Source organism: Pseudomonas putida, from assembly GCF_003228315.1.
Taxonomy (GTDB): Bacteria; Pseudomonadota; Gammaproteobacteria; order Pseudomonadales; family Pseudomonadaceae; genus Aquipseudomonas; species Aquipseudomonas putida_S.
The window spans coordinates 3,594,788-3,611,721 of the sequence record NZ_CP029693.1; the positions used below are offsets into that span (position 1 = coordinate 3,594,788).

Genomic DNA, 16,934 nt, shown 5'->3' on the forward strand with positions numbered 1-16,934 from the left:
TGAATGGGCTGGCGCAATCGCGAGCAGGCTCGCTCCTACAGGGGTTCAGGGGGGGGTAACTATCGTGCAGCGGCATTCGGGGTGACCCCAAACCGCGTCCGATAATCACTCGGCGCCAGCCCGGTGATTTTCTTGAAGGTCGAACGAAACGCCCCCGGGTCCTGATAACCCACGGTCCAGGCTATGTGATCGATGGTGCCATTGGTGAACTCGAGCATTTCCCGCGCCTTGCCCACTCGCAAGTGCTGGCAGTACTCCGTGGGCTTGAGGCCGGTTGCCGCGCGAAAGCGCCGCAGGAACGTGCGTTCTTCCAGCCCCGCGCGCTCGGCCATCGCCGTCAGCGAGACATCGGTGGCGCCGGTACTTTGCAGCCAGTGCTGGACCTTGAGAATCGCGGCATCGCCATGGCTGAGGATCGGCGCAAAGTTGCTGCCGCATTCACTGGCGCTGTCGCTGTGCTCCACCACCAGGAAACGCGCGGTGCTGGTGGCGATGCTCGGCCCCAGCAAGCGGTCGACGATGCGCAGGCCCAGTTCGGACCAGGCCATCAGGCCGGCGGTGGTGATCAGGTCGCCGTCATCGACGATAGGCGTATCGGCCTTGAGCTTGATCGCCGGGTAACGCTCGGCAAAGGACTTGGCCGACGTCCAGTGAGTCGTGGCGCTACGGCCGTCGAGCAAACCGCTTTCGGCCAACAGCAGCGACCCCACGCATACACCGCCCAGGGTCGCGCCACTGGCGTGCTGCTGCCGAAGCCAATCGAGCAAGGCCCGGGGTGCCTGGCCCTCGCTGAACCCGGCAATCGACGGCGGGATCAACACCGCCACCAGAGCACCGTCGGAACCGCCGTGGCTGTCATAGACCCGAACCGGCGCCTGATCGCCCTCGACCTGCCAATGGCTGACGCGCAGCAACGGCAGTTGCGCCGCCTGGTGCTCGGCGGCGATCCGGTTGGCCACCCCGAACAGGTCGGTCAAGCCATGCACCGCCGCCATCTGGGCGCCGGGATAGATCAACACGCCCAGTTCGACGATTGCCCGTTGTGCATCCATTGTCAGTTTTCCCCCTTCTATTGTCGGTGCGGCCAATCCCGGCCAGACGCGTCAGCGCCAATACTTCATTCCACACCCAAACCCCACTTAGAGGAAACAGTCATGGCCAAGCAAGCACTCATCGTAGTAGATATCCAGAACGACTACTTCCCCCAGGGCAAGTGGCCGCTGGCCGGTGCCGATGCCGCCGCAGACAATGCCGTGCGCCTGCTCAAGGCCTTTCGTGAGGCGGGCGATTCGGTGGTGCACATTCGCCACGAATTCACCTCAGACGCCGCACCGTTCTTCACCCCTGGCTCCGAAGGCGCAAAACTGCACCCCAAAGTCCTCAACCAGGCCAATGAGCCGGTGGTGCTCAAGCACTTCGTCAACTCGTTCCGTGAAACCGAATTGCAGTCGATCCTCGACGAACAAGGCATCAAGGAACTGGTGGTGGCCGGCAGCATGAGTCACATGTGCATCGATGGCATCACCCGTGCCGCCAACGATCTGGGCTACAGCGTCACGGTGATCCACGACGCCTGCGCCTCCCGCGATCTGGAGTTCAATGGCCTGACCGTTCCGGCGGCCCATGTGCATGCTGCGTTCATGTCGGCGCTGGGCTTTGCCTACGCCAAGGTGGTGTCCACCGAAGAGTTCCTGTCTGCGTAACCCCCTCCTCGTTGGAGCATGGCTTGCCCGCGATGGCGTCCTTGAGATCGCTATCGCGGGCAGGCCTTGCTCCTACAGTTCGTTGTAAATCTCACTCTTTTTTGTGTGTCAGAAAATCTCACGCGTGAGCCATTGTGAGTCACCGGAATTGACTGTAGTGTTTCCACGCGTGAGTTTTCGTAACGGAATGGCACCATGAAAAGCAGCTCTCCATCAGATGCACCTGTCGGACCCGGAAACGAACCGGCAAGCCGCAAGGAAGAGCGCTCGAAACCGTCCACGAAAAAGCCGTCGAGCTTCTACATGAAGCAGATGCGCGCTGGACTGGCCGCCGCCGGTTATGTGAAACACGAGGCTTGGGTGCTTCCCGAAAACCGAAGCCTGCTCAAGCAAATGGAGCAACAGCTACGCCAACCGATTCAGGCTGGCTCATTCATGTCGGAGAATTACATGAGCGCAGGTAACAACTGGACCATCGATCGCCTGTTCACCGCCCTTCAGGCTCTGGACGAAGTGGTATCGCAAGAAATCACCCTTTCTCTCGTTCAGGGCTCCGAATCCAGCATCAAGCTGGAAATGAACGAGTCCGGCGGGCTGCCGATCTACGTCGCGGTGGTTGGCGAGCAGATCATTGTCGACACCGTACTGGTCGACATCGACTCGATCAGTGACGTGCGTGCCTTCAACGATGCCGTGCTGCGCAGCCGCGAGCTGTTCCCGCTGTCCTCGATCGGTATCGAGTCCATGCCGAACGGGCAGACCGTCTACAACATGTTCGGCGCGCTGAGCTCCGACTCCAGCCTGACCAACGTGGTCACCGAGATCAAAACCCTGGTGGACAACGTGCATCGCGCCAGCGAAGCCTTCGAACACTTCTTCAAGTAATCCTCATCTTCCAAGCCATTCGCAAACAGGGAATTTCCAATGACTCAGTCCATCTGGAGCAAGTTGTTCACCGCATTGCGCGGCGGCGCCAGCGAAGTCGGCGAAGCCATCGTCGACCAGCAGGCCCTGCGCATCCTCGACCAGGAAATCCGCGACGCCGACAGCGCCCTGGCCAATGCCCGGCGCGAACTGGTCACCATCATGGCCAAACACAAACTCTCGGCGGACCGCGTCAGCGAGTACAACGCCAAGATCAAGGACCTGGAGTCCAAGGCATTGGCCGCCATCCAGGCCAACCGCGAAGACCTGGCGCTCGAAGTGGCCGAGGCCATCTCGACGCTGACCAACGATCTGGATACCGAGCAAAAGCAAGCCACCGAGTTCGGCACCTACGCCGACAACATGCGCAAGGACATCAACAAGGCTGAGGCGCGGATCAAAAGCCTGCGCCAGCAAGTGGACATGGCCAAGGCCCGCGAAAGCGTGCAGAAGGCCCAGGTCAGCGCTTCGATTGCCAGTGGCGGCGCCAATGGCAAGCTGGAAACCGCGGTCGGCACCCTCAATCGCCTGCAAGCCAAGCAACAGCAGCGCGCGGCTGAGCTGAGTGCCCAGGATGAACTGGCCGATGCTTCGAACGGCAACGATCTGGAGCGCAAACTGCGCGAGGCCGGCATCACGCCGGACGCCGGCAGCGCCAACGCCATTCTCGAACGCCTGAAAAAACAATCGGCCGAGTAATCCAGCGGGCAGTCGCGCAACAGGAAGGGCATAGATTGCCCTTCTTTCATTTTGCCGAATCGAAGGAACGCGCCTGCCTCGCCTCTGCCCCTCAAGGAAGTCTTTAATGGGATGGTTTAAAAAGTTGATGGGGCTTGAGGCCCCGAATGCGGACTCCAAGTGGATCGCCAACGACAACGTGCCGTTCAATGAGACACCCACCGGGCCGCTGGGCCTGGCATTCGGCAAGGGTGTGATGTTCGATTCGACCCTGAAGCTGCTGCTGGACGGCAAAACCTCTGTCGCGATCCCCGAGTCCCAGCAGGTCTGGAGCGCCGGCACCATTGAACTGGGCCAGTCGACCTGGCTGTCCCGCTTTTACCTGAACGACGAAGACCATTGGCTGCAGGTGCACACCACCGGCGATGTCGCCGGCCAGGTCGAGTCGGTGATCCTGTTCAATTACCTCGACTACATCACCATCAACAGTGAAGCGCAGCTTCGACAACTGGCCGGCCCCGACAGCCTGATCGGCTTGCCGACCTTCACTCATGACGGCGTTGTATACACCCGCGAATGGGGCAGCGAGGCAGGCCAGACGGAACTGGTGGCGCTGAGCGAGCACCTGAGCAACCAGAATGAGACCTACCGCATCGAGCACCATTCGATGCTGTACGCCCGCGACACAGGCCTGACCAATCGCCGGGAATTCCTGCTGTTCTCCGTTGAAGAAGATGCCGAAGGCACTATCAGTCTGAGCACATCGCGGGGCATCTCGCTGTACACCACTGATCTGACCGTTTTTTAAACAGGACGTTTTCCATGCTCGAAGCACTCTCCATTTCGTTGAACAAAGCCGCCGTGCTCGGGTTTGTTTCTTACCTTCTCGGCGCCGCGGTGCTGTTCGCGCTGTTCCAGTGGGTCTACACCCGAATCACGCCCCACAAGGAATTCGAACTGATCCGCTCCGGCAACGTTGCCGCGGCCATCGCCCTCGGTGGCGCGGTCATCGGTTTCGCCATTCCTGCCAGCAATGTCATCGCCTACTCGATCAGCATCCTGGATTTCGTGATTTGGGCCGTGATCGCCGCTTTCGTCCAGTTGCTGGCGTTCCTGATGACCAGCCTGGTGCTCAAGGGCGCTTCCGAGCGCATTCAAAAAGGTGAAATCGCGGCGGGTATCTACGTGGCGGCAGTGGCCATCAGCGTCGGCATGTTGAACGCCGCGTGCATGACCCCTTCCCAGAACTGACCGCGCGGAGATCCGGATGAAACGAAGCACGTACGTACAGCTTTCGCTGGCCGCGTCGGTCGCCATGGCGATATCAGGCTGCGGGCCGACGGAAAAAACCTACTCGGTGCAGAAGAAGTACAACTTCCAGTCGGTTCAGCAGTGTGCCGATGAAAAACTCCCGGTGGACGTTTGCTCCGACGCCTACATGACCGCCCTGGCCGAGCATCGCCGCATCGCCCCGGTGTACGACAGCCAGGCCGATTGCGACGCCGACTTCGTTACCGACTGGTGCCAGCAGGACTCGAACGGCAAGTTTATCCCCAGGCTCGGCGGCTTTGAGCTGACGGCGGATGGCCAGGTCACTCAATCCCAGGTCGATGCTGCACGGGCACAGTTGCCTGCATCCGAAGCCAACAATGGCGGCTCGGGGTTCTCCACCGGCAGCCTGCTGACCGGCCTGCTGATCGGCAACATGCTGAGCAACAACCGAAACAGCTACTACTCGGAGCCGGTGTACCGCTATCGCGATGATCGCGGCAGTTACGCGTCCTCGACACTCAGCCAGCGAATCGCCAAGGGCACGACGTTCACCCGGTCCAACCAGGCGAAGTACGGCAGTGGCTACAGCACCTCGAGTATCCGCTCGTCCAGCAAACCGATCTCCGTGGCCTCCTCCACCTCCCGTGGCGGTTTCGGCAGCAAGGCCAGTGCCCGCAGCGGCTGGGGCGGCGGATCGAGCAGTTAAGGAAAGCCCGGCCATGAAGAAAATCCACTGCACGCCTCGGCATGACTGGAAACAGACGGCCGAGAGCCTCGGCTTTCTGTTCCATACCATCGACGATGAACCTTATTGGGACGAAAGCGCGTACTACCAGTTCAGCCTCAAGCAGATCGAAAACGACCTGGAAGACCCGACCACCGAGATTCATGACATGTGCATGGATCTGGTGGCGCGTGTGGTCCAGAGCGAGGAATTGCTCGGGCGAATGAGCATTCCCGCGCCTTTCTACGACCTGATACGCACGTCATGGCTCGAAGGCCATCCGCACCTGTACGGGCGCATGGATTTCTCCTACAACGGCACCGGTCCCGCCAAGTTGCTGGAGCTGAACTACGACACCCCCACCAGCCTGTATGAAGCCGCGGCCTTTCAGTGGGGCTGGCTGGAACAATGCATCGAACGCGGCTTGCTGCCCAAGGAGGTCGATCAGTTCAACAGCATCGACACCAAGTTGCATCAGGCCTTCGCCCAGCTTCAACTCAAGCAGCCGTTCTACTTCGCGTCGATGAAAGACTCGGTCGAAGACAGAGGCACCACCGACTACCTGCGCCTGATCGCAGAAAAGGTCGGCATCGAATCACGGCACATCGATATCGAGGACATCGGGCTCACCAGCGATGGGCGTTTCGTCGACCTCGAGGATCGCTGGATTCCTCACCTCTTCAAGCTGCATGCGTGGGAGTTCATCTTCCACGAACCCTTTGGTGCAGCGATTGCGCAGAGCGATACGCAGTTTTTCGAGCCGGCCTGGAAGTCGATCATCTCCAACAAGGGCATCCTGCCGCTGCTGTGGGAATTCAACAAAGGGCACCCGAACCTGCTGGTGGCCCATCTGGATGCCGAACCCGGAAAAGCGGTGCCCAAAGGCTGGGTGCGCAAACCGTTCTTCTCCCGGGAAGGCGCCAACATCGAGTTGCAAACCATTGAAGGCCTGATCGTGAAAGAGGATGGGCCCTACACGGATGCGCCGTTCATCCTGCAGGAATTCGCGCCGCTTCCGAGGTTCGATGACAGCTATACGCTGATTGGTTCCTGGGTCATCGGCGACCAGGCAGCGGGCATCGGTGTTCGGGAAGACAACAGCCTGATCACCAAGGACTCGAGCCGATTTCTGCCACACCTGATACTCGACTGAGAAATTGCAAGCAATAAAAAGCCCGGCATCCTTTTGGGATACCGGGCTTTGTTTTGTTCGAAGCTATTGCTTAGAACGGGATATCGTCATCAAAGCTGTCGAAATCCGGAGCTGGCTGCGGAGCGGCCTGTTGTGGCGCTGGACGCTGCTGCGGTGCCGACTGCTGCGGGCGAGGAGCCTGCTGGCGTGGCGCGGATTGCTGGTAGTTGTTGCCACCGCCTTGTTGGTCGCCCTGTTGTGGACGGCCGCCCAGCAGTTGCATGGTGCCTTGCATGTCGACCACGATTTCGGTGGTGTAACGCTTGATGCCGTCTTTTTCCCACTCGCGGGTCTGCAGCTTGCCTTCGATGTAGACTTGCGAACCTTTACGCAGGTATTCGCCGGCGATTTCCGCCACTTTGCCGAACATCGATACGCGGTGCCATTCGGTCTTTTCGACTTTCTGACCGGTTTGCTTGTCGGTCCATTGTTCGCTGGTCGCCAGACTCAGGTTGGTCACGGCGTTGCCGTTCGGCAGGTAACGAACTTCAGGATCCTGGCCGCAAGTGCCTACCAATATGACTTTGTTAACCCCACGGGCCATTACATTCTCCTAGGCTACGCACGCTGCCCCGGCCGGGTTGTTCACCAGGTCTTCCAGGGTGGTGCGATCCAATAGTTGGGTGTCCAATTTGATGTAAATCGCCGCTTCATCCGCGACGATCACCGCATCTGTTACCCCTACGACAGCCTTCAGGCGCTCTACCAGACCCGCTTCGCGGATCGCCTCGGGCGACAACGGCAAGCGCAGGCTTGTCACGTAGGGAGGTTCACGCATGGTAACAGCAAAGGCCAGCCAGAGGGCAGCGAGACCGGCGCATCCCAGGAACACAACCGACAAACCGCCGTGCTGGAACAACCAGCCGCCGAGTATCCCGCCCAATGCCGAACCGAGGAACTGACTGGTGGAATAGACGCCCATCGCCGTGCCCTTGCCGCCAGCCGGTGAAACCTTGCTGATCAGCGACGGCAGTGAGGCCTCCAGAAGATTGAACGCGGTGAAGAACACCACCGTACCGATCACCAGAGCCCGCAGGCTGTCACCGAACTGCCAGAAGAATAGCTCAGTGAGCATCAGCGTCATGACGGCGCCGAGCAAAACTCGTTTCATTTTGCGTTTCTTCTCGCCGTAGATAATGAACGGGATCATGGCGAAGAAGGAAATCAGCAACGCAGTCAGGTACACCCACCAGTGCTGCTCCTTGGGCAGCCCGGCTTTTTCCACCAGTGCCAGCGGCAGCGCCACGAAGCTCGACATCAACATCGCGTGCAACACGAAGATGCCCAGGTCCAGGCGCAACAGGTCCGGGTGCTTGAGCGTCGGTATCAATGCCTGGCGCGCGACGCCTGACTCACGGTGCTGCAAGGCGCCTGTGGAGCGCGGCACCATGAACATCACGATCACGATACCGAACAGCGCCATGCCACCCGTGGCGAGGAACAACCCGGACAGGCCGAAGGCACGGGTCAGCAACGGTCCGGCCACCATGGCTACGGCAAACGACAGGCCGATGGTCATGCCGATCATGGCCATGGCCTTGGTGCGATGCTGCTCACGGGTCAGGTCCGAGAGCAACGCCATGACCGCAGCCGAAATCGCCCCGGCGCCTTGCAGGATACGACCGGCGATCACGCCCCAGATCGAATCGGCGCTGGCGGCGAGTACACTGCCGAGGGCGAAGACCACCAGCCCCAGGTAAATCACCGGACGGCGACCGATGCGGTCGGAAATGATCCCGAAGGGAATCTGGAAAATCGCCTGGGTCAGGCCGTAAGCGCCAATCGCCAGCCCGATAAGGGCCGGGGTAGCTCCGGCGAGGTCCATGCCATAGGTCGCCAGTACCGGCAACACCATGAACATGCCCAGCATACGGAAGGCGAACACCAGGGCCAGACCACTCGCCGCGCGGGTCTCGCTGCCACTCATGCGTTCGCTGTGGGGATCGTGCATGGAAAAACCTCATGTGAACCGGCGGCGATTCTACCAGTCCCATCGATTGGCTGGGTATATCGCGACGCTTTGCCGCGCGTAGATGAAAGACCTTTCATCAAAGGCTGTAATGACATCATTCAATAGTGTGCATCCATCCAGTATTTGGCCGTATACTCCTACGTTTTCGACGCCCGCCAAGCGAGGCCACCTTGGACAAGATCCTGATTCGTGGGGCTCGAACCCACAACCTGAAAAACATCGACCTGACCCTGCCACGGGACAAGCTGATCGTTATCACCGGCCTGTCCGGCTCCGGCAAGTCGTCGCTGGCCTTTGACACACTGTACGCCGAAGGCCAGCGCCGCTATGTCGAATCGCTGTCGGCCTACGCCCGACAGTTCCTGTCGATGATGGAAAAGCCCGACGTCGATACCATCGAAGGCCTTTCGCCGGCCATCTCCATCGAACAGAAGTCGACTTCGCATAACCCGCGCTCGACGGTCGGCACCATCACCGAGATCTACGACTACCTGCGTCTGCTGTATGCGCGTGTCGGCATCCCGCGCTGCCCGGACCACGATATTCCACTGGAAGCGCAGACGGTCAGTCAGATGGTGGATCTTGTCCTCGCCCAACCAGAGGGCAGCAAGCTGATGCTGCTGGCCCCGGTAATTCGCGAGCGCAAGGGCGAACACCTGTCGGTCTTTGAAGAGCTGCGCGCCCAGGGTTTCGTTCGTGCCCGGATCAACGGCAAACTCTATGAACTGGACGAAGCGCCCAAGCTCGACAAACAGAAAAAACACACGATCGACGTCGTGGTGGATCGTTTCAAGGTCCGTGCCGATCTGCAGCAGCGCCTGGCCGAATCCTTCGAGACCGCGCTGAAGCTGGCGGACGGGATCGCCCTGGTGGCACCGATGGACGACGAGCCTGGCGAGGAGATGATCTTCTCCGCACGCTTCGCCTGCCCGATTTGCGGCCATGCCATCAGCGAACTCGAACCCAAACTGTTTTCCTTCAACAATCCGGCTGGTGCATGCCCGACTTGCGATGGCCTGGGGGTGAAGCAGTTCTTTGACATCAAGCGACTGGTCAACGGTGAGCTGACACTGGCCGAGGGCGCGATTCGGGGCTGGGACCGGCGCAACGTCTATTACTTCCAGATGCTCGGGTCGCTGGCCTCCCACTTCAAGTTCAGCCTGGAAGTGCCGTTCAATGAACTGCCGGCCGATCAGCAGAAGCAGATCCTGCACGGCACCGGCTCGCAGAACGTCGACTTCAAATACCTGAATGATCGCGGCGACATTGTTAAACGTTCGCACCCGTTCGAAGGCATCGTGCCGAACCTGGAACGTCGCTATCGCGAAACCGAGTCGGCTTCAGTGCGCGAAGAGTTGGCCAAGTTCCTGAGTACCCAGTCCTGCCCGGATTGCCGTGGCACCCGCCTGCGACGCGAAGCGCGGCATGTGTGGGTGGGCGAGAAAAACCTGCCGGCGGTGACCAATCTGCCAATCGGTGACGCTTGTGAGTATTTCGGGGGTCTGTCGCTGACCGGCCGTCGTGGCGAAATTGCCGACAAGATCCTCAAGGAAATCCGCGAGCGACTGCAGTTCCTGGTCAACGTCGGCCTTGACTATCTCTCCCTGGATCGCAGCGCGGATACGCTCTCGGGCGGGGAAGCGCAGCGCATTCGCCTGGCCAGCCAGATCGGCGCCGGCCTTGTCGGCGTCCTGTACATCCTTGATGAGCCTTCAATTGGCCTGCATCAACGTGATAACGACCGGCTGTTGGGCACCCTTAAGCACCTGCGTGACATCGGTAACACGGTGATCGTGGTCGAGCACGACGAAGACGCCATTCGCCTGGCTGACTACGTGGTGGATATCGGTCCGGGTGCTGGTGTCCATGGCGGTAGCATCGTCGCAGAAGGCACCCCGGATGAGGTGATGTCTCATCCCGATTCGCTGACCGGCAAGTACCTGTCGGGTCGGGTGAAAATCGAAGTCCCGGCCAAGCGCACGCCGCGCAACAAGAAGCTGTCGCTCTCTCTCAAGGGGGCCCGTGGCAACAACCTGCGCAACGTCGATCTGGAAATCCCGATCGGCCTGCTGACCTGCGTGACCGGCGTATCCGGCTCGGGCAAATCGACATTGATCAACAACACTCTGTTCCCCTTGAGCGCCACGGCACTGAATGGTGCAACGACGCTCGAGGCGGCCCCTCACGACAGCATCAAGGGACTGGAACACCTGGATAAAGTCGTCGATATCGACCAAAGCCCGATCGGACGCACACCGCGCTCCAACCCGGCGACCTACACCGGGCTTTTCACACCGATTCGCGAACTGTTCGCAGGAGTGCCTGAGTCCCGCTCTCGCGGTTACGGTCCCGGGCGTTTCTCCTTCAACGTGAAGGGCGGGCGCTGTGAAGCCTGCCAGGGCGATGGCCTGATCAAGGTAGAGATGCATTTCCTGCCGGACATCTATGTGCCGTGCGATGTCTGCAAGAGCAAGCGCTACAACCGCGAGACGCTGGAGATCAAATACAAGGGCAAGAGCATTCACGAGACCCTCGAGATGACCATCGAGGAAGCCCGGGAATTCTTCGATGCAGTACCGGCCCTGGCGCGCAAGCTACAGACACTGATGGACGTCGGTCTGTCCTATATCAAGCTGGGGCAATCGGCGACCACGCTGTCCGGTGGCGAGGCTCAACGGGTCAAGCTGTCCCGCGAGCTATCCAAGCGCGATACCGGCAAGACTCTGTATATTCTCGACGAGCCGACAACCGGCCTGCACTTCGCGGATATTCAGCAATTGCTGGACGTACTTCATCGATTGCGCGATCACGGCAACACGGTGGTGGTAATCGAGCACAACCTGGATGTGATCAAGACCGCCGACTGGCTGGTGGACCTTGGGCCGGAAGGTGGCTCCAAGGGCGGGCAGATCATCGCTGTGGGCACGCCTGAGGAAGTCGCCGAGATGAAGCAGTCTCATACTGGCTATTACCTCAAACCCCTTCTGGAGCGTGACCGAGCCTGAATCAGGCCCATGAAAAAGCCCCGGTCACTTCAGTGGTGATCGGGGCTTTTTGTATCTGTGAAATCAGGCGTGAGATTGCAGGTAGTTCTGGATACCGATCAACTTGATCAGACCCAACTGTTTCTCCAGCCAGTAGGTGTGATCTTCTTCGGTGTCGTTGAGCTGGACTTCGAGGATTTCGCGGCTGATGTAGTCCTGATGCTTTTCACAGAGCTCAATGCCCTTGCAGAGGGCGGCGCGTACTTTGTACTCAAGCCGCAGGTCAGCTTCGAGCATCTCGGGCACGGTAGTACCGACATCGAGATCGTCCGGACGCATGCGTGGCGTGCCTTCGAGCATCAGGATTCGGCGCATCAGTGCATCAGCGTGACCGGCCTCTTCTTCCATCTCGTGGTTGATTCGTTCGTAGAGCTTGGTGAAACCCCAGTCCTCATACATCCGCGAGTGCACGAAATATTGATCACGCGCGGCCAGTTCGCCGGTGAGCAACGTGTTGAGGTAATCGATAACGTCTGGGTGGCCTTTCATCGCCCTACATCTCCCTGCTTGAAAGTCTGTAGTTTGAACCAACTGCGCCACATCGTCACTCGCCAAACGCAATAAAAGCGAAGATGTTCTGAGAAAAGCAGCTTAAATAACGCAAAAACCGCCCAAATAAGGGCGGTTCTGCTTCTCATTTAGACTTCGTTAAGCTGTACGTTGAGCAGCTTCGCGATTGCTTCTCCATACGCAGGATCGGCCCTGAAGAAATGCTGCAATTGGCGGTCTACAACGTCGTTTGAAACGCCTGCCATCGCACCTGCGATGTTGCTGACCAACAATGACTTTTGTTCGTCACTCATCAGGCGGAACAGCGCGCCTGCATGGCTGTAGTAGTCAGTATCTTCGCGATGGTCGTAGCGCGTGGCTTCGCCACCCAGAGCCAGCGGCGGCTCGGCGTAATGAGGCGTCTGTTTTGGCGAGTCGACGTAGCTGTTGGGCTCGTAGTTCGGTGCGGCGCCACCATTGGCGCCGAATACCATAGAACCATCACGCTGGTAAGAATTGACCGGGCTACGCGGGGCGTTCACTGGTAACTGTTGGTGATTGGTGCCCACGCGGTAGCGGTGCGCATCGGCGTAGGCGAAAACCCGGCCCTGCAGCATGCGATCCGGCGACAACCCCACGCCAGGCACCATATTGCTTGGGCCGAATGCCGCCTGCTCGACTTCCGCGAAGTAGTTGAGCGGGTTCCGGTTCAGTTCCAGTTCACCGACTTCGATCAGCGGAAACTCTTTTTGTGACCAGGTCTTGGTCACATCGAACGGGTTTTCATAATGCGCAGCGGCCTGGGCTTCCGTCATGAGCTGGATGCACACACTCCATTTCGGGAAATCACCGCGCTCGATGGCTTCAAACAAGTCTCGTTGCGCGTAATCCGGATCGGTACCTGCCAGGCGAGCGGCCTCTGCTGGGCTCAGGTTCTTGATTCCCTGTTTGGTCTTGTAGTGCCACTTGACCCAGTGCCGCTCGCCCTTGGCGCTGATCAAGCTGTAGGTATGGCTGCCAAAGCCGTGCATGTGACGATAGCCATCCGGGATGCCACGGTCCGAGAACAGAATCGTCACCTGATGCAACGCTTCAGGAGAATGCGACCAGAAGTCCCACATCGCCTGCGCGCTTTTAAGGTTGCTTTGCGGCAGACGTTTTTGGGTGTGGATAAAGTCCGGGAATTTCAAAGGATCGCGGATAAAGAACACCGGCGTGTTGTTACCCACAATGTCCCAGTTACCTTCTTCGGTGTAGAACTTCAATGCGAAGCCACGCGGGTCACGCTCGGTATCAGCCGAGCCGCGCTCACCACCCACGGTGGAAAATCGCAGGAAGGTTGGGGTTTGTTTGCCGATTGACTCAAATAGCTTGGCGCTGGTGAATTGGGTGATATCGCGGGTAACGGTGAACGTACCGTAAGCCCCTGAACCTTTGGCGTGCACACGACGCTCAGGAATGTTCTCCCGGTTGAAGTGCGCCAACTTCTCAATCAGATGGAAGTCGTCAAGCAACAGCGGCCCACGTGGACCGGCTGAACGGGAATTCTGATTATCAGCGACAGGAGCGCCACTGGCAGTGGTAAGCATCTTGTTATGGCTCATGCGATCTCTTCCTTTATCGGTCTTGAACTGCCGGCTAATCGGCTGAGAGGAAGTATTGATGATGAACATGACACCCGCTAATTCATTAACTCACCTAAATCGATAGTAAAAACCAATGCCAAGTGGTGGCAGAAGCGCTTTTCGATTGAATCAGGCACAAAAAAACCGGGCACTAGGCCCGGTTTTTTCGTTTCAGACTGACGTCTTACTCAGCGGATACAGCTTCACCACCGGTAGCACGATCAACCAACTCGACGTACGCCATAGGCGCGTTGTCGCCAGCGCGGAAACCGCACTTGAGGATGCGCAGGTAGCCACCCTCACGGGTAGCGTAACGCTTGCCCAGGTCGTTGAAGAGCTTGCCTACGATAGCTTTCGAACGAGTACGGTCGAAAGCCAGACGACGGTTAGCAACGCTGTCTGTCTTGGCCAGAGTGATCAGCGGCTCGGCAACGCGGCGCAGTTCTTTGGCTTTTGGCAGAGTAGTTTTGATCAGCTCGTGCTCGAACAGCGACACCGCCATGTTCTGGAACATGGCCTTGCGGTGCGAGCTGGTGCGGCTCAGGTGACGCCCACTTTTACGATGACGCATGGTTCATTCCTTACCAAACACTACGTTCGGTGATTACGACGATCAGGCAGTCGCCTTGTCGTCCTTCTTAAGACTTGCAGGCGGCCAGTTGTCGAGGCGCATGCCGAGGGACAGACCGCGGGAGGCCAGAACGTCCTTGATTTCAGTCAAGGATTTCTTGCCAAGGTTCGGAGTCTTCAACAGCTCTACTTCGGTACGCTGAATCAGGTCGCCGATGTAGTAGATGTTTTCCGCCTTAAGGCAGTTAGCCGAACGTACAGTCAGTTCCAGATCGTCAACCGGGCGAAGCAGGATCGGATCGATCTCGTCTTCCTGCTCGATTACCACTGGCTCACTGTCACCTTTGAGGTCGACGAACGCAGCCAACTGCTGTTGCAGGATGGTTGCAGCGCGGCGGATAGCCTCTTCAGGATCCAGAGTACCGTTGGTTTCCAGATCAATAACCAGCTTGTCCAGGTTGGTACGCTGCTCGACACGGGCGTTTTCCACCACGTATGCGATACGGCGAACCGGGCTGAACGAAGAGTCAAGCTGCAAGCGACCAATGCTGCGGCTTTCGTCTTCATCGCTCTGACGCGAGTCGGCCGGTTCATAACCACGACCACGAGCTACTACGAGCTTCATGTTCAGGGCGCCGTTAGACGCCAGGTTAGCGATTACGTGATCGGGATTAACGATCTCGACATCATGATCCAGCTGAATATCGGCAGCGGTAACCACCCCCGAACCCTTCTTCGACAAGGTCAGCGTAACTTCGTCACGGCCATGCAGCTTGATAGCCAGACCTTTAAGGTTCAACAGGATTTCAATTACGTCTTCCTGTACACCTTCGATGGCGCTGTACTCGTGGAGCACACCGTCAATCTCGGCCTCGACTACTGCGCAGCCGGGCATTGAGGACAACAGGATGCGGCGCAGCGCGTTGCCCAGGGTGTGGCCAAAACCACGCTCGAGAGGCTCGAGAGTGATTTTGGCGCGGGTTGGACTGACAACCTGCACATCAATGTGGCGGGGTGTCAGGAACTCATTTACCGAAATCTGCATGGATGCACCTATTTTCTAGCCCTTACTTGGAGTAGAGCTCGACAATCAGGCTTTCGTTGATGTCGGCGGACAGATCACTGCGAGCAGGAACGTTCTTGAAAACGCCCGACTTCTTCTCAGCGTCTACTTCTACCCACTCTACGCGGCCACGTTGAGCACACAGATCGAGAGCTTGGACAATGCGAAGTTGGTTTTTTGCTTTCTCGCGAACAGCAACCACGTCACCAGCACGAACCTGGTAGGACGGAACGTTAACGGTTTTGCCGTTTACGCTGATCGACTTGTGCGATACCAGCTGACGGGATTCGGCACGAGTCGAACCAAAGCCCATACGGTATACAACGTTGTCCAGACGGCATTCGAGCAGCTGCAGCAGGTTTTCGCCAGTTGCACCTTTCTTGCCAGCAGCTTCTTTGTAGTAGCCGCTGAATTGACGCTCGAGAACGCCGTAGATACGACGGACCTTCTGCTTTTCACGCAGTTGGGTGCCGTAATCGGACTGGCGACCGCGGCGTTGGCCGTGGATACCAGGTGCTGCTTCAATGTTGCACTTCGATTCGATCGCGCGCACGCCGCTCTTCAGGAAGAGATCGGTGCCTTCGCGACGAGCGAGTTTGCATTTTGGACCAATGTAACGAGCCATTCTTTACAATCTCCTGGATTACACGCGGCGCTTCTTCGGCGGACGGCACCCGTTGTGCGGGATTGGCGTCACGTCGGTGATGCTGGCGATCTTGTAGCCACAGCCGTTCAAAGCGCGGACTGCGGATTCACGACCTGGACCTGGACCCTTGACGTTTACGTCGAGGTTTTTCAGGCCGTATTCCAGCGCAGCTTGACCAGCACGTTCAGCAGCTACTTGAGCAGCAAACGGGGTGGACTTGCGGGAGCCGCGGAAACCCGAACCACCGGAGGTAGCCCAGGAAAGAGCGTTACCTTGACGGTCGGTAATGGTCACGATGGTGTTGTTAAAAGAAGCATGGATGTGGGCGATGCCATCAACCACTGTCTTTTTAACTTTTTTACGAGGACGAGCAGCAGGTTTTGCCATGATTAAATTCCTGTCGATTCGCTGGGGCGATTACTTGCGGATCGGCTTACGCGGACCTTTACGGGTACGCGCGTTGGTCTTGGTACGCTGACCGCGTACTGGCAGACCACGACGATGACGCAGACCGCGATAGCAACCGAGGTCCATCAAGCGCTTGATTTTCATGTTGATTTCGCGACGCAGGTCACCTTCAGTGGTGAACTTCGCCACTTCGCCACGCAGCTGTTCAATTTGCTCGTCGCTCAGATCCTTGATCTTTGCTGCTGGGTTTACCCCAGTCTCTGCACAGATCTTCTGTGCAGTAGTGCGACCAACACCATAGATGTAGGTCAGCGAGATAACAGTATGCTTGTTATCTGGAATGTTAACGCCTGCAATACGGGCCATTCAGTGGGACTCCAATTGACAGCTACCTACGCCCCGGAAGCCAAGAAATAGGGCGCGAGATAATATCGCTGTAATAACAAATAATCAACCCGGTAGCGCACTAGCTACCGGGCTTGAAGCACAATCACACTCAGCCTTGGCGCTGTTTGTGACGCGGTTCCGCGCTGCAAATTACTCGAACAACACCTTCGCGGCGAATAATCTTGCAGTTACGGCACAGCTTTTTCACCGATGCACGAACTTTCATCACCAACTCCT

General features: G+C 58.3%; 19 protein-coding genes. 8 read left to right on the forward strand and 11 right to left on the reverse strand.

The features are described from left to right. Positions 1-59 precede the first annotated feature (59 nt). Positions 60-1,052, reverse strand: coding sequence for a GlxA family transcriptional regulator (locus DKY63_RS16735; RefSeq protein ID WP_110965114.1), 993 nt, complete (start codon positions 1,050-1,052; stop codon positions 60-62). 102 nt (positions 1,053-1,154) lie between these two features. Between DKY63_RS16735 and DKY63_RS16740 the strand changes: the two genes are divergently transcribed. From DKY63_RS16740 to DKY63_RS16770, 7 genes are all read left to right on the forward strand, one after another. Then, positions 1,155-1,703, forward strand: a complete 549-nt coding sequence (locus DKY63_RS16740; RefSeq protein WP_110965115.1) for a cysteine hydrolase family protein — start codon at positions 1,155-1,157, stop codon at positions 1,701-1,703. Between the two features lie 303 nt (positions 1,704-2,006). Next, entirely contained in the window at positions 2,007-2,588 is a 582-nt protein-coding gene (locus DKY63_RS16745) for a YjfI family protein (protein WP_110965116.1), read from the forward strand. Between the two features lie 39 nt (positions 2,589-2,627). Further along, positions 2,628-3,326: a PspA/IM30 family protein gene (locus DKY63_RS16750; RefSeq protein WP_110965117.1), complete on the forward strand. Its 699-nt coding sequence runs from the start codon at positions 2,628-2,630 to the stop codon at positions 3,324-3,326. 106 nt (positions 3,327-3,432) lie between these two features. Further along, a complete protein-coding gene (locus DKY63_RS16755; protein ID WP_110965118.1) occupies positions 3,433-4,113 on the forward strand; it encodes a DUF2491 family protein in 681 nt (226 codons plus the stop codon). 14 nt (positions 4,114-4,127) lie between these two features. Further along, on the forward strand, positions 4,128-4,556 hold the full coding sequence (locus DKY63_RS16760) for a DUF350 domain-containing protein (protein ID WP_110965119.1): 429 nt from the start codon (positions 4,128-4,130) through the stop codon (positions 4,554-4,556). Between the two features lie 16 nt (positions 4,557-4,572). After that, positions 4,573-5,283, forward strand: coding sequence for a DUF1190 domain-containing protein (locus DKY63_RS16765; RefSeq protein WP_110965120.1), 711 nt, complete (start codon positions 4,573-4,575; stop codon positions 5,281-5,283). A 13-nt stretch (positions 5,284-5,296) separates the two neighbouring features. Beyond that, positions 5,297-6,454 carry a glutathionylspermidine synthase family protein gene (locus tag DKY63_RS16770; RefSeq protein WP_110965121.1) on the forward strand — a complete coding sequence of 386 codons (1,158 nt, stop codon included), beginning with the start codon at positions 5,297-5,299 and terminating at the stop codon, positions 6,452-6,454. Positions 6,455-6,524: 70 nt separating this feature from the next. Here DKY63_RS16770 and DKY63_RS16775 read toward each other — a convergent pair whose 3' ends face one another. After that, on the reverse strand, positions 6,525-7,037 hold the full coding sequence (locus tag DKY63_RS16775) for a single-stranded DNA-binding protein (RefSeq protein ID WP_110965122.1): 513 nt from the start codon (positions 7,035-7,037) through the stop codon (positions 6,525-6,527). Between the two features lie 9 nt (positions 7,038-7,046). Further along, positions 7,047-8,444 carry an MFS transporter gene (locus DKY63_RS16780; protein WP_110965123.1) on the reverse strand — a complete coding sequence of 466 codons (1,398 nt, stop codon included), beginning with the start codon at positions 8,442-8,444 and terminating at the stop codon, positions 7,047-7,049. 191 nt (positions 8,445-8,635) lie between these two features. Here DKY63_RS16780 and uvrA point away from each other — a divergent pair, with 191 nt between their 5' ends. After that, positions 8,636-11,470 carry an excinuclease ABC subunit UvrA gene (gene uvrA, locus DKY63_RS16785; protein WP_110965124.1) on the forward strand — a complete coding sequence of 945 codons (2,835 nt, stop codon included), beginning with the start codon at positions 8,636-8,638 and terminating at the stop codon, positions 11,468-11,470. Positions 11,471-11,533: 63 nt separating this feature from the next. Here uvrA and bfr read toward each other — a convergent pair whose 3' ends face one another. From bfr to rpmJ, 8 genes are all read right to left on the reverse strand, one after another. Further along, positions 11,534-11,998 (reverse strand): bacterioferritin, encoded by a 465-nt coding sequence (bfr, locus tag DKY63_RS16790; protein WP_110965125.1) that lies wholly within the window; start codon positions 11,996-11,998, stop codon positions 11,534-11,536. 149 nt (positions 11,999-12,147) lie between these two features. Beyond that, a complete protein-coding gene (locus DKY63_RS16795) occupies positions 12,148-13,602 on the reverse strand; it encodes a catalase (RefSeq protein WP_110965126.1) in 1,455 nt (484 codons plus the stop codon). Positions 13,603-13,807: 205 nt separating this feature from the next. After that, the gene (gene rplQ, locus DKY63_RS16800) at positions 13,808-14,194 is read right to left on the reverse strand and encodes a 50S ribosomal protein L17 (protein ID WP_110965127.1); all 387 of its coding nucleotides are present in this window, start codon (positions 14,192-14,194) and stop codon (positions 13,808-13,810) included. A 42-nt stretch (positions 14,195-14,236) separates the two neighbouring features. Continuing rightward, entirely contained in the window at positions 14,237-15,238 is a 1,002-nt protein-coding gene (locus DKY63_RS16805) for a DNA-directed RNA polymerase subunit alpha (RefSeq protein ID WP_007924176.1), read from the reverse strand. Between the two features lie 22 nt (positions 15,239-15,260). Then, positions 15,261-15,881 (reverse strand): 30S ribosomal protein S4, encoded by a 621-nt coding sequence (rpsD, locus tag DKY63_RS16810; RefSeq protein ID WP_110965128.1) that lies wholly within the window; start codon positions 15,879-15,881, stop codon positions 15,261-15,263. Positions 15,882-15,899: 18 nt separating this feature from the next. Continuing rightward, a complete protein-coding gene (gene rpsK, locus DKY63_RS16815; RefSeq protein ID WP_002555466.1) occupies positions 15,900-16,289 on the reverse strand; it encodes a 30S ribosomal protein S11 in 390 nt (129 codons plus the stop codon). A 30-nt stretch (positions 16,290-16,319) separates the two neighbouring features. Further along, positions 16,320-16,676: a 30S ribosomal protein S13 gene (gene rpsM / locus DKY63_RS16820; RefSeq protein ID WP_009045849.1), complete on the reverse strand. Its 357-nt coding sequence runs from the start codon at positions 16,674-16,676 to the stop codon at positions 16,320-16,322. Between the two features lie 130 nt (positions 16,677-16,806). Continuing rightward, entirely contained in the window at positions 16,807-16,923 is a 117-nt protein-coding gene (rpmJ, locus tag DKY63_RS16825; RefSeq protein ID WP_002555468.1) for a 50S ribosomal protein L36, read from the reverse strand. Positions 16,924-16,934: the final 11 nt, after the last annotated feature.

Coding starts and splice junctions, on each gene's coding strand:
- bfr (WP_110965125.1), bottom strand. CDS start 11,998: ATGAAAGGCCACCCAGACGTTATCGATTACCTCAACACGTTGCTCACC.
- DKY63_RS16735 (WP_110965114.1), bottom strand. CDS start 1,052: ATGGATGCACAACGGGCAATCGTCGAACTGGGCGTGTTGATCTATCCC.
- DKY63_RS16760 (WP_110965119.1), top strand. CDS start 4,128: ATGCTCGAAGCACTCTCCATTTCGTTGAACAAAGCCGCCGTGCTCGGG.
- DKY63_RS16795 (WP_110965126.1), bottom strand. CDS start 13,602: ATGAGCCATAACAAGATGCTTACCACTGCCAGTGGCGCTCCTGTCGCT.
- DKY63_RS16755 (WP_110965118.1), top strand. CDS start 3,433: ATGGGATGGTTTAAAAAGTTGATGGGGCTTGAGGCCCCGAATGCGGAC.
- DKY63_RS16780 (WP_110965123.1), bottom strand. CDS start 8,444: ATGCACGATCCCCACAGCGAACGCATGAGTGGCAGCGAGACCCGCGCG.
- rplQ (WP_110965127.1), bottom strand. CDS start 14,194: ATGCGTCATCGTAAAAGTGGGCGTCACCTGAGCCGCACCAGCTCGCAC.
- DKY63_RS16770 (WP_110965121.1), top strand. CDS start 5,297: ATGAAGAAAATCCACTGCACGCCTCGGCATGACTGGAAACAGACGGCC.
- DKY63_RS16765 (WP_110965120.1), top strand. CDS start 4,573: ATGAAACGAAGCACGTACGTACAGCTTTCGCTGGCCGCGTCGGTCGCC.
- rpsK (WP_002555466.1), bottom strand. CDS start 16,289: ATGGCAAAACCTGCTGCTCGTCCTCGTAAAAAAGTTAAAAAGACAGTG.
- DKY63_RS16740 (WP_110965115.1), top strand. CDS start 1,155: ATGGCCAAGCAAGCACTCATCGTAGTAGATATCCAGAACGACTACTTC.
- DKY63_RS16775 (WP_110965122.1), bottom strand. CDS start 7,037: ATGGCCCGTGGGGTTAACAAAGTCATATTGGTAGGCACTTGCGGCCAG.
- rpsD (WP_110965128.1), bottom strand. CDS start 15,881: ATGGCTCGTTACATTGGTCCAAAATGCAAACTCGCTCGTCGCGAAGGC.
- DKY63_RS16805 (WP_007924176.1), bottom strand. CDS start 15,238: ATGCAGATTTCGGTAAATGAGTTCCTGACACCCCGCCACATTGATGTG.
- DKY63_RS16745 (WP_110965116.1), top strand. CDS start 2,007: ATGAAGCAGATGCGCGCTGGACTGGCCGCCGCCGGTTATGTGAAACAC.
- DKY63_RS16750 (WP_110965117.1), top strand. CDS start 2,628: ATGACTCAGTCCATCTGGAGCAAGTTGTTCACCGCATTGCGCGGCGGC.
- rpmJ (WP_002555468.1), bottom strand. CDS start 16,923: ATGAAAGTTCGTGCATCGGTGAAAAAGCTGTGCCGTAACTGCAAGATT.
- rpsM (WP_009045849.1), bottom strand. CDS start 16,676: ATGGCCCGTATTGCAGGCGTTAACATTCCAGATAACAAGCATACTGTT.